At 72.1% G+C, this 11,148-nt stretch carries 10 protein-coding genes; 7 read left to right on the top strand and 3 right to left on the bottom strand.

Annotated features, from left to right (window positions below):
- Positions 1 to 44 precede the first annotated feature (44 nt).
- The 6 genes from AB0I52_RS12190 to AB0I52_RS12165 all read left to right on the top strand — a co-directional run bounded on the left by AB0I52_RS12190 (position 45) and on the right by AB0I52_RS12165 (position 6,051).
- On the top strand, positions 45 to 1,214 hold the full coding sequence (locus tag AB0I52_RS12190; protein WP_363071519.1) for an FAD-binding oxidoreductase: 1,170 nt from the start codon (positions 45 to 47) through the stop codon (positions 1,212 to 1,214).
- Positions 1,215 to 1,345: 131 nt separating this feature from the next.
- The gene (locus AB0I52_RS12185; RefSeq protein WP_363071518.1) at positions 1,346 to 1,684 is read left to right on the top strand and encodes a (2Fe-2S)-binding protein; all 339 of its coding nucleotides are present in this window, start codon (positions 1,346 to 1,348) and stop codon (positions 1,682 to 1,684) included.
- Positions 1,665 to 3,131: an NAD(P)/FAD-dependent oxidoreductase gene (locus AB0I52_RS12180; RefSeq protein WP_363071516.1), complete on the top strand. Its 1,467-nt coding sequence runs from the start codon at positions 1,665 to 1,667 to the stop codon at positions 3,129 to 3,131. The genes AB0I52_RS12185 and AB0I52_RS12180 overlap by 20 nt, the downstream gene beginning before the upstream one ends.
- Before the next feature lie 100 nt (positions 3,132 to 3,231).
- A complete protein-coding gene (locus AB0I52_RS12175; protein WP_363071514.1) occupies positions 3,232 to 4,140 on the top strand; it encodes a dihydrodipicolinate synthase family protein in 909 nt (302 codons plus the stop codon).
- Between the two features lie 70 nt (positions 4,141 to 4,210).
- Positions 4,211 to 5,212 carry a proline racemase family protein gene (locus tag AB0I52_RS12170; protein ID WP_363071512.1) on the top strand — a complete coding sequence of 334 codons (1,002 nt, stop codon included), beginning with the start codon at positions 4,211 to 4,213 and terminating at the stop codon, positions 5,210 to 5,212.
- A gap of 116 nt (positions 5,213 to 5,328) precedes the next feature.
- Positions 5,329 to 6,051, top strand: a complete 723-nt coding sequence (locus tag AB0I52_RS12165; protein ID WP_363071510.1) for a GntR family transcriptional regulator — start codon at positions 5,329 to 5,331, stop codon at positions 6,049 to 6,051.
- A 43-nt stretch (positions 6,052 to 6,094) separates the two neighbouring features.
- Here AB0I52_RS12165 and AB0I52_RS12160 read toward each other — a convergent pair whose 3' ends face one another.
- Complete coding sequence (locus tag AB0I52_RS12160; RefSeq protein WP_363071508.1) at positions 6,095 to 7,561, bottom strand: aminopeptidase P family protein; 1,467 nt, start codon at positions 7,559 to 7,561, stop codon at positions 6,095 to 6,097.
- 243 nt (positions 7,562 to 7,804) lie between these two features.
- On the opposite strand from AB0I52_RS12160, the gene AB0I52_RS12155 reads away from it, so the two are divergent.
- Positions 7,805 to 10,192: a M9 family metallopeptidase gene (locus tag AB0I52_RS12155; RefSeq protein WP_363071506.1), complete on the top strand. Its 2,388-nt coding sequence runs from the start codon at positions 7,805 to 7,807 to the stop codon at positions 10,190 to 10,192.
- Between the two features lie 43 nt (positions 10,193 to 10,235).
- Here AB0I52_RS12155 and AB0I52_RS12150 read toward each other — a convergent pair whose 3' ends face one another.
- Together AB0I52_RS12150 and AB0I52_RS12145 are read right to left on the bottom strand one after the other, a co-directional pair.
- Positions 10,236 to 10,625 carry a barstar family protein gene (locus tag AB0I52_RS12150; protein ID WP_363071504.1) on the bottom strand — a complete coding sequence of 130 codons (390 nt, stop codon included), beginning with the start codon at positions 10,623 to 10,625 and terminating at the stop codon, positions 10,236 to 10,238.
- Between the two features lie 80 nt (positions 10,626 to 10,705).
- Positions 10,706 to 11,098, bottom strand: a complete 393-nt coding sequence (locus tag AB0I52_RS12145; protein ID WP_363071502.1) for a ribonuclease domain-containing protein — start codon at positions 11,096 to 11,098, stop codon at positions 10,706 to 10,708.
- Positions 11,099 to 11,148 lie beyond the last annotated feature (50 nt).

Here is an 11,148-nt window from a genome sequence, read left to right as displayed (position 1 = left end):
GACGCCCTCTTGGCACCCCCTGAGCAATGTGACATATTACTGACGTGTTCATGAGACAGCCTTTGGACGTTGTCGTTGTCGGGGCCGGAGTGGTCGGCGCCGCCTGCGCCTACTACGCCGCCCGGTCCGGACTCGCGGTCGCGGTGGTGGACCGCGGACCGGTCGCCGGTGGCACCACCGGGGCCGGTGAGGGCAATCTCCTGGTCTCGGACAAGTCGCCGGGTCCGGAGCTGGACCTCGCGCTGCTCTCCTTGTCCCGCTGGCACGAACTCTCCCAAGTGCTGCCGCCGGCGATCGAGTTCGAGCGCAAGGGAGGTCTGGTGGTCGCGGCCGGCGCGTCGTCGCTGGCCACCCTGACCGCGACGGCGGCCGCACAGGGCGGGGCGGGAGTGCGGACCTGCGCGGTCGCCCCGCACGAGCTGCCGGAACTGGAACCGCACCTCGCGCCCGGCCTCGCGGGCGGAGTCCTCTATCCGCAGGACGCCCAGGTGCAACCCGCCCTGGCGGCAGCCCACCTGATACGCGCGGCACGCGACGCCGGGGCCGTCGTGCACCTGGGGGAGGCGGTCACGGCCGTGCTGACCGGGCCGACGGGCGCGGTGCGCGGTGTACGGACCGGGCGCGGTGACCTGCTCGCTCCCGCGGTCGTCAACGCCACGGGCGTCCTGGGCGGCGAGCTGGCCGCACTGGCGGGGGTGGACCTGCCCGTACTGCCCCGGCGCGGGTTCGTCCTGGTCACCGAGCCGCTGCCGCACCTGATCAGGCACAAGGTGTACGCGGCGGAGTACGTGGCCGACGTCTCCAGCGGGTCGGCCGCTCTCCAGACGTCACCCGTCGTGGAGGGCACCCCGTCGGGGCCGGTACTGATCGGCGCCAGCCGCGAACGGGTCGGCTTCGACCGCACGTTGTCCGTGCCGGTCATCAGCCGGCTGGCCGCGGCGGCGGCCGCGCTCTTCCCCGTGCTCGGGACGGCCCGCGTGCTGCGCGCCTACCACGGCTTCCGCCCGTACCTGCCCGACCACCTCCCGGCGATCGGACCCGACCGCCGGGTCCCGGGCCTCTTCCACGCCTGCGGCCACGAGGGTGCGGGCATCGGACTGGCACCCGCGACTGCGGCGTTGGTCGTCGCGGCGATCCGCGGGGAGGAACCCGCCATCGACCCCGAGCCGTTCCGGCCCGACCGGTTCGGCGTGACGCCCGGATCCGGACCGTGAACCGCCGACCGCGCCGCCGTACACCCCCGAGAAGCCCGCTACCGGACCGAGCCGCCCCGACCGCAGCCACGCGGGTCCCGTGAACTTCCCGCTGCCGGCCCGACCGCCCGATCACCGTGACAGGAGCCCTGGTGATACGTATCCGTAAGCGCGACACCACCCGCACCCCGGCCGGCCTGGCCGGTGCCGAGTCCGGGACGGGGTTCGAGATCACCTTCGACGGCCGTCCGGTCCGCGCCCTGCCGGGGCAGAGCGTGGCGGCAGCTCTCTGGGCGGCCTCCGTCCTCACCTGGCGCACCACCAGGGTGAACGGACGGCCACGGGGTGCCTTCTGCGGGATCGGCTCCTGCTTCGACTGCCTGGTCACCGTGAACGGCGTCCCCGGCCGCCGGGCCTGTCTGCTGCCCGCCGGCCCCGGCGACGTGGTCACGACCCAGGAAGGGGACGGACATGCCGGACTCCTCCACTGAGCCGCCCGGCTCCGCGGCCGCGCCGCCCTTCACCGAACTCGCGGTGGTGGGCGCCGGACCGGCCGGACTGGCGGCGGCGGTCACCGCGGCCGACCGCGGACTCGACGTGGTCCTGCTCGACGCCGCGGACGCACCCGGCGGCCAGTACTACCGTGCCCCGGCCCCCGGCCTGGGCGCCACCCGGCCCGAGGCACTGCACCACGGCTGGGCGCGGTTCGCCGCCCTGCGGTCCCGTCTCGACCGGCACCGTGACGCGGGGCGGATCCGCCACCTCGCCGGGCACCAGGTGTGGGCCGTCGAGAGGGCCGGGGCGGACTGGACCCTGCACGCCGTCACCGGCCCCGACAGCGAGGGTCCGGCCACGCTGCGCGCAGGCCGGCTGCTCATCGCGACCGGCTCCCACGAGCGCCAGCTCCCCTTCCCCGGCTGGACCCTGCCGGGTGTCGTGGGCGCGGCCGGGGCGCAGGCCATGCTCAAGGCGGGGCTGGTGCTGCCGGGACGGCGCATCGTCGTCGCGGGCAGCGGGCCGCTGCTGCAGGCCGTCGCGGTGTCCCTGACGCGGGCGGGCGCCCGGGTGCCCGCCCTGGTGGAGGCCGCCGGATACGTGGAGTACGGACGCGCTCCCCGCGTGCTGGCCGCCGACCCCGGCCGGCTCCGGGAGGGGGTACGGCACGGCATGGCCCTGGCCCGCGAGGGGGTACGGGTGCTGACGCACCGTGCGGTCACCGCCGTGCACGGCACCGATCGGGTGGAAGGTGTCACCGTCAGCCGCCTGGACCGCGACTGGCGTCCGCTGCCCGGGACCGGGCGCCGGATCGACTGCGACACGCTGGCCGTGGGCCACGGCCTGGTACCGCAGCTCGACCTCGCCGTCGGCCTGGGCTGCGTGACCCGGTGCGGTGCGGACGGGTCGGCCGCCCTGGTGCTCGACGAAGACCTCCGCACCACCGTGCCCGGTGTCTGGTCCGCGGGGGAGACGGGCGGCATCGGCGGGGTGCACCTCGCGCTGGCCGAAGGGGAGCTGGCCGCGCTTTCCGTGATCCGGGACGCACGGCACGGGACGCCGGGCCGGGACGCGGACCGGGTGACGGCGCTGCGCCGGACCCGGCGGCGGATGCGCGCGTTCGCCGAGCTGATGGGCGCCGTGCACCGTCCCGGCCCCGGCTGGACCGAGTGGCTCACCACGGACACGGAGGTCTGCCGTTGCGAGGAGGTCACCGCCGGCGCGATCCGCACGGCGGTCGACGACCTCGGTGCCGGGGACAGCCGTACGGTCAAACTCCTCACCCGGGCCGGAATGGGCTGGTGCCAGGGCCGGACGTGCGGATTCGCGGTCCGGGGACTGGCGGGCTGCGCCGCGGAGGCCGGAGCCCCCGACCGCCGTCCGCTCGCCTGCCCCGTCCCGCTCTCCGTGCTTGCCCGTGCGGCCCGCCCCGAGGACATGTGAAGCCCCGCGGCGCGCCCGTCTCCCGGTCCCCGCCCCGGGCCCGGCCCGCTGCCTCTCCTCCCTCGACGGTTCATGTCATGTCACCCCTTAAGGAGCCCAGATGTCGACGAACTCCGCTGTACGGAACAAGCCTTGGCGAGGCGTCATGGTCGCCACCCCGCTCACCCTGCGCGAAGACCGGTCCATCGACTTCGACGCGTACGCGGCCCATGTCCGCGACCTCGTGGACGCCGGCTGCGACGGGGTGGTGCCCAACGGCTCGCTGGGGGAGTACCAGACCCTCACGGACCAGGAGCGCGACCAGGTGGTGCGGGTCGCGGTCGAGGCGGCCGGGGACGGTGCCAGGGTCATGCCCGGGGTCTCCTCCTACGACAGCGCCCAGTCGCGCCGCCGGGCCGAACAGGCGGCGGAGGCGGGTGCCGGGTCCGTCCTGCTGCTGCCGCCCAACGGCTACCCGTGCGAGGACGCCGCGATCCGCGCGCACTACGCCGAAGTGGCGGGGGCGGGCGTGCCGGTCGTCGCGTACAACAATCCGTACGACACCAAGGTCGATCTGACCCCGCGGCTCCTCGCACAGCTCCACGCGGAAGGGTCCATCGTGGCCGTCAAGGAGTTCAGCGGGGACGTCCGCAGAGCCTACGAGATCGCCGAGGAGGCACCCGGGCTCGATCTGCTGGTCGGCGCCGACGACGTCCTGCTGGAACTCGCGCTGGCCGGTGCGGTCGGCTGGATCGCGGGCTGCCCCAACATGTTGCCCGCCGGCTGTGTCGCGCTGTACCGTGCCGCCGTCTCCGGGGACCTGGAGACGGCCCTGCCGCTCTACCGGCAGCTGCATCCGCTGCTGCGGTGGGACTCGAAGCCGGAGTTCGTCCAGGCGATCAAGGCGTCGATGGACATCGTCGGACGGCACGGCGGTCCCACCCGGCCGCCGAGGCTGCCGCTGGACGCCGATGCGGTGGCCGCCGTACGCGCCGCCACCGAGAAGGCACAGGCCGAGGGACTGGACTGACCGGGCCCCGGCACGCAGAACGGGCGAAGACCACACCGCAACGGACCGGCAGGACGACCGAGGGGGAGACTTGCGCACGCGTCACATATTCCACGCCGTCGACTCGCACACCGAGGGCATGCCCACCCGCGTCATCACCGGCGGGATCGGCACCATCCCCGGCGCCACCATGGCCGAACGACGCAATCACTTCATGGCGCACCGTGACACGGTGCGCACCCTGCTCATGTACGAGCCGCGCGGCCATGCCGCCATGAGCGGTGCCGTACTCCAGCCGCCGACCCGCCCGGACGCCGACTTCGGGGTCCTGTTCATGGAGGTCTCGGGCTTTCTGCCGATGTGCGGACACGGCACCATCGGGGTGGCCACCGTGCTGGTGGAGACCGGCATGGTGGAGGTCACCGAACCGGTCACCACGGTACGGCTGGACACCCCCGCCGGACTGGTCTCCGTCGATGTGCACGTCAAGGACGGAGCCGCCGTCTCCGTCACGCTCACCAACGTGCCCGCCTTCTCCGCGGGCCTGGGTCTCACGGCGAAGGTGCCCGGCTTCGGCACCGTCCCCTACGACCTCGCCTACGGCGGCAACTTCTACGCGATGGTGCAACTGGCCGACCTCGGCCTCCCCTTCGACCGCTCGCGCAAGGACGAACTGCTGGAGGCGGGGCTCGCCCTGATGGACGCGGTCAACGACACCGACCGGCCGGTCCACCCGCTCGACCCCGGCATCCACGGGCTCAAGCACGTGCAGTTGATCGCACCCGGCTCCGACGCCGTCCACTCCCGGCACGCCATGGCCATCCACCCCGGGTGGTTCGACCGGTCACCGTGCGGCACCGGAACCTCCGCACGCATGGCCCAGCTGCACGCGCGGGGCGAACTCCCCCTGGACACCGACTTCGTCAACGAGTCCTTCATCGGTACGTCGTTCACCGGCCGGCTGGTCGCGGAGACGACCGTCGGAACGCTGCCCGCGGTCGTCCCCACCGTCACGGGCCGCGCCTGGATCACCGGAACCGCGCAGTACTTCCTCGATCCGGCCGACCCCTTCCCCGAAGGGTTCCTGCTGTGAGTCCGTGACCCGGCGGACGCCCGCCGCCCGGCCCCGGATTCCTCGCACCACGGGGCCGGGCGGCAAGGCAACGTGACATTGTATTCTGGTGCTCCGTACGGTGCTGGAGGACAGACATGGCCCGCCTCACGTCGCTCAACGTGATCTCGGCGCAGGAACACCTGCGCGACCAGGTGGCGCACGCGCTGCGGGCGGCGCTGATCTCCGGGGAGCTGAGGCCGGGGACGATCTACTCCGCGCCCGCGCTCGCCTCGGAGTTCGGCGTCTCCGCGACGCCCGTCCGCGAGGCGATGCTCGATCTGGCCCGGGAGGGGCTCGTCGAGGCCGTCCGCAACAAGGGTTTCCGGATAACCGAGCTGACCGACCAGGACCTCGACGACTTCACCGAACTCCGCGCCATGATCGAGGTCCCCACCGTCGGCCGGATCGCGCGGATGGGCCTGACGCGCGAGCTGGAGGCGCTGCGCCCCGTCGCGCGGGAGATCGTGGAGGCCGCACGCCGGCACGACATCCTGGGCTACCTGGAGGCGGACCGCCGCTTCCACCTCGCTCTGCTCGGGCTGGCCGGGAACCGCCGGCTGGTCGAGGAGGTCAGTGAACTGCGCAAGCGCTCCCGGCTCTACGGGCTGAACCGCCTTGCCGAGTCGGGGCAGTTGACGGCCTCGGCCGAGGAGCACGTACAACTGCTGGATCTCGTGGTCGCCGGTGACGCCCCGGGCGCCGAGGCCTGCATGCTCGCCCATATGTCCCATGTCCGGTCCCTGTGGGCCGACGGCAAGCGGGTGGACACGGAGCGGGCGGGCGGGAAGCCCGAGGGCGTACCGGCCGCGAAGGCCTGAGGCCGCCGCACCGGCCGTGCACGGGGCGGCGGTCCGGCGTTCCTCAGCTCTCCAGCAGCTCCGCCATCCAGGCCTCGATGCCGTCCGGCGTCCGGGGCAGCGCGGATGACATCAGCCGGGCGCCGTCCGCGGTGATCACGAGGTCGTCCTCGATCCGGATGCCGATGCCCCGGAGCTCCCGGGGGAGCGTCTCGTCGTCCGGCTGGAGGTACAGGCCCGGCTCCACGGTGAGCACCTGCCCCGGCTCCAGGACCCCGTCCAGGTACGCCCCGGCGCGTGCCTGCGCGCAGTCGTGCAGGTCCATGCCGAGCATGTGGCCGCTGCTGCACAGGGTGTAGCGGCGGTGGAATCCGTTCTCGGGGGCCAGCGCCTCGTCGGCCGGCATCGGCAGCACGCCCCAGTCGTGCAGGCCGTCGGCGATGACCCGCATCGCGGCCCGGTGGAAGTCGCGGAACCGGGCGCCGGGACGCAGCGCCGCGATGCCCGCGTCCTGGGCGGCCAGCACCAGTTCGTACGCGGTGCGCTGGAGGGGGGTGAAGGTGCCGGACAGCGGGAGGGTGCGGGTGACGTCGGCAGTGTAGAGCGAATCGGTCTCCACGCCCGCGTCCAGCAGCAGCAACTGCCCGCGCTCCAGCGGGCCGTCGTTGCGGGTCCAGTGCAGCACACAGGCGTGCGCCCCGCCGGCGGCGATGGTCGCGTAGCCGGGACCGTTGCCGTCGAGCCGGGCCCTGAGGCCGAACACGCCCTCGACCATGCGTTCGCCGCGCGGATGGGCCAGGGCCCGCGGCAATGACCGTACGACGTCCTCGAACCCGGCGGTCGTCGCATCGACGGCTCGTTGCAACTCGCCCTGCTCCCAAGGGTCCTTGACGAGCCTCAGCTCGCTGAGGACGGTGTCGAGGCCGGCCGGGGCGGGCCGTGGCGCGGGGATCCGGCGAGCGTCCCCCAGCCAGGCGTCGACGGCCGGGTCGACGCCTGAGACGACCCGGGTGGGGGGCTGGGCTCCGGTCATCAGCTTGTCCCACGCGTCCAGGTGCTCGCAGCGGATGCCGGTGAGTCCGGCGGCCTCCGCGAGGCCGGGTCTGCGGCCGACCCAGAACTCCCCGTACCTGCGGTCCTGGTAGAACTCGCCGCCGGAACGCGGTGACCGGGGTCTCAGGTAGAGGACCGCCTCGTGGCGGGCGTCCCCGTCGGGCTCCAGGACCAGCACATGGCCGGCCTGGTCCTCCCCGGTGAGGCCGGTGAGCCAGGCGTAACCGGTGTGCGGTCTGAAGCGGTGGTCCGTGTCGTTGGACCGGACGGCGAGGGCGCCCGCCGGGAAGACCAGCCGCTCGCCCGGAAAGCGGGCGGCCACCCGTGCGCGGCGGGCCGGTGTCAGGTCATGGGCCGGAACGCGGTCACCCGCCGGGAGCGGGGTGTCTGCCCAGGTGGCGCGCATGAAGGCGTCCAGGGCCGGCGACACCGGCAGGTCGTGGCTGCTGGTGTGCAGGGGGAGTCGGGGATCGGTCACGGGGCGGAACTCCTCGGGCTGTGTCGACACCGGCCGCAAGCAGGGCGCCGCGGACGGGAGTTGGCGCGTCGATGAATCTGCGCGCAATGCCTTCCAAAGAACATGTGACATGTGCCATTGTACAGACGGCCGCGATTGAGGTCGTGCTCATGTCAGACATTTATCCCCATCCGACCTCGGCCGCGCACCATCCCCCACGGCCGCGCACCGTCGCGCGGCCACCACTCCGCTGGGAGGCGGCACGTGAAGAACCGAACGGTTCGTCAGAGATTCACCGGGCTATCCACCGTGGCCCTGGCGGCCTGCCTGGGCGTCGGCATGCTCGCGGCACCGAGCCGGGCCTCCGAGGTCCGTCCCTCCGCGACAGCCGCCGCAAGCGCGACGGCCGCCGCGCACAAGGCCGTTGACCCGACCGCACCGGATCCGGGCGGCCCCGCCGCGCAGTCCCTCACCGCGCCCGTCCAGGACGCCGCTCACATAGGCGACAAGGCGCTGAAGCCCGGGGACCGGGCGCCGCAGACCGCTTCCAAGGACGCGCTGCGACGCGACTACGACGACCAGGGCACCTCCGCCCCGAGCCACCGTGCCCCCTCGATGAAGGCGAAGGCCCGCTCCGCCGCCAAGTCGGCCGGAATCGGCGCGGCCGCCGCCTGCTCGGTCGCGGACTTCACCAGCCGCACCGGGAGCGCCCTGGTGCAGCAGATCAAGTCGTCGACGACCGACTGCGTCAACACCCTGTTCAGCGTCAAGGGCAACGACGGCTACCTCGCCTTCCGCGAGGCCCAGATGGTCAGCGTCGCCAACGCGGTGCGTGACGCAGCGACCGCCTACCCGGGTAACAGCAGCACCGGCATGCCGCAGCTGGTGCTCTTCCTCCGGGCCGGCTATTACGTGCAGTACTACGACCCCGGCACCGTCGGCAGCTACGGCGCCTCGCTGCGCACCGCCATCCAGGGCGGCCTTGACGGCTTCTTCGCCTCCTCGCACTCCCGCGACGTCACGGACGCCAACGGTGAGACCCTGGCCGAGGCCGTCATCCTCATCGACAGCGCGGAGCAGAACGCCCGCTACCTGTACGTCGTCAAGCGGCTGCTCGCCGACTACAACTCCTCGTACGACAGCTCCTGGTACATGCTCAACGCGGTCAACAACGTGTACACCGTGACCTTCCGCGGCCATCAGGTCCCGGAGTTCGTCAGCGCCGTCGAGGCCGACCCGAGCCTGCTCGACTCGCTCGCCGGCTTCGCCCGTGACCACCTGAGCCTGCTGGGCACGAACCAGTCGTACCTGACCTCCAACGCGGGACGCGAACTGGCACGCTTCCTCCAGGAGGCGCCGCTGCGGCCCAAGGCCCGCCCGCTCGTCACCGACCTGCTCGGCCGGAGTTCCCTGACCGGACCCACCGCGCCGCTCTGGGTCGGGCTCGCGGAGATGACCGACTACTACGACGCGGCCAACTGCTCCGCCTACGGCACCTGTGACCTGTCGGCGCGCCTCAAGAGCGCCGTGCTTCCGGTCAATTACACGTGCAGCAACAGCATTCACATCCTGGCCCAGCAGATGTCCTCGACCGATCTTGCGACCGCCTGCACCAGTCTGCGCAACCAGGACGCGTACTTCCACAATGTGGTGCGGGACAACGGGCCCGTCGCCAACGACAACAACACCACCATCGAGGTGGTGGTCTTCGATTCGAGCACCGACTACCAGACCTACGCCGGGGCCATCTACGGCATCGACACCAACAACGGCGGCATGTACCTGGAGGGCGACCCGGCCGCTGCCGGCAACCAGCCGCGGTTCATCGCCTACGAGGCCGAGTGGGTCCGGCCCGAGTTCCAGATCTGGAACCTGAACCACGAGTACACGCACTACCTCGACGGCCGGTTCGACATGGCCGGCGACTTCGACGCCGGCATCACGACGCCGACCATCTGGTGGATCGAGGGCTTCGCGGAGTACGTCTCCTACACCTACCGCGACGTCGCCTACGACGACGCCGTCACCCAGGCCGCCGCACACACCTACACCCTGCGCACCCTGTTCGACACCACGTACGACAACGCCGACCAGACCCGCGTCTACAACTGGGGCTACCTGGCCGTCCGTTACATGCTCCAGTCACACCGCGCCGATGTGGACAAGCTGCTCGGTCTCTACCGCAGCGGTGACTGGAACGGCGCCCGCACCCTGCTCACCTCCACCATCGGCAGCCGCTACGACGCCGACTGGAACACCTGGCTGACGGCCTGCGCGGCCGGCAGCTGCGGCACCACCACCAACCCGCCCACCGACCCGGTCAATGAGTGCGTCACCGGCGACAGTCGCGAGCTCGGCCAGGACTGCGCCCGCAGCGGGCAGCAGGCCACCAAGGGCAACTACTCCTACCTCTACGTCTACGTGCCCGCCGGCACCGCCACGCTGAAGATCACCACCAGCGGCGGCACGGGCGACGCCGATCTCTACTACAACGCCAACGGCTGGGCCACCACGGGTGCCTACACCAGCCGGGCGACCGGCACCGGGAACGCCCACACGCTGACCGTCGACCACCCGGCGGAAGGCGCCCACTACATCAGCCTCTACGGCGTGCAGGACTTCGGCGGAGTGAAGGTCTCCGCGCAGTACTGATCCACTCGGGGGGCACGGGCGCGGGCGACCGCACCCGTGCCCCTCAGCGCAGTCGCAGGGTGCCCGGAGCCGTCTCGTCCCGGATGATCTCCAGCAGCTGGTCGAACAGCGTCGGTCCCCGGCCCTCGTCCGCCTGCGCGAGCTCCCGCCGCAGCCGCGGCAGGTTGCTCGGGTGGGCGCGGCCGAGCAGACGGCGCAGATGGCGCGCGGTCTCCTCGTGTCCCAGGGCGCGTGCCGAGAGGGCGTGGTCCCGCCACTCGATGACGAAATCGCCGTCGTCCGGCGTGCCCATCCCGCCTCTCAGGCAGTCCGCGAAGGCGTCGAGACCGGTGCCGAAGTAGCCGCCGGGCCCGTTCACCGCCTCGCCGATCAGCTGCCAGAAGCGCTCCAGGCCGGTGACCTCGGAGCCGTTGATCACATAGGTCACGGTCATGGGGGGAGCGTACAAGTCCGATTCACCGGTGATCCGCGCCGCAGGTGGGGGGCTGCGGCGCGGATCCGTCCGGGAAGGGTTCAGCAGTGGAAGTCGACGAGGTCGAACGTCCCGTAGTGGTCGGAGGTGTAGTAGTCCTCCTGGGTCTCCTCGCCGGTGACGATCCTGCGTGCGCCGCGGGTCGGGGCGCCAGGGGTGATCACGGTGTACTCGTGGTAGTAGCCGGTGCTCTGTCCGGGCAGGACGCCTTCGCGGTTCTGGAAGACGACGCCGTCCTGGTCGTACGGGAAGGGGCCACCCGCATCGATGAGATCGAGGGTGTCGTGAGCCTGGGAGGGAAGGGCGGAGTAGCAGATGCTGCCGACCGAGGTGGTGGAGGCTGTCGCGGAGGTCGCGACGGTGCCGCCGACGACCAGGACGGACAGGAGGGCGGCGACGCCGCCGAGCGTGGTGATCCGTGGGGGGATTCGCATACCCACCATGATGACGCGCGTAGATGCGTTCCCGTCAACGCCAACTCCAG

The organism is Streptomyces sp. NPDC050423 (assembly GCF_040655445.1).
Lineage (GTDB): Bacteria > Actinomycetota > Actinomycetes > Streptomycetales > Streptomycetaceae > Streptomyces.
The sequence above is the reverse complement of the archived record's forward strand: the minus strand, read 5'-3'. Positions and strand labels throughout refer to the sequence as shown.

Bases quoted from the DNA above. Each gene is read 5' to 3' on its own strand.
- AB0I52_RS12145 (WP_363071502.1), bottom strand. From the start codon at position 11,098: ATGCGAATCCCCCCACGGATCACCACGCTCGGCGGCGTCGCCGCCCTC.
- AB0I52_RS12150 (WP_363071504.1), bottom strand. From the start codon at position 10,625: ATGACCGTGACCTATGTGATCAACGGCTCCGAGGTCACCGGCCTGGAG.
- AB0I52_RS12180 (WP_363071516.1), top strand. From the start codon at position 1,665: ATGCCGGACTCCTCCACTGAGCCGCCCGGCTCCGCGGCCGCGCCGCCC.
- AB0I52_RS12175 (WP_363071514.1), top strand. From the start codon at position 3,232: ATGTCGACGAACTCCGCTGTACGGAACAAGCCTTGGCGAGGCGTCATG.
- AB0I52_RS12165 (WP_363071510.1), top strand. From the start codon at position 5,329: ATGGCCCGCCTCACGTCGCTCAACGTGATCTCGGCGCAGGAACACCTG.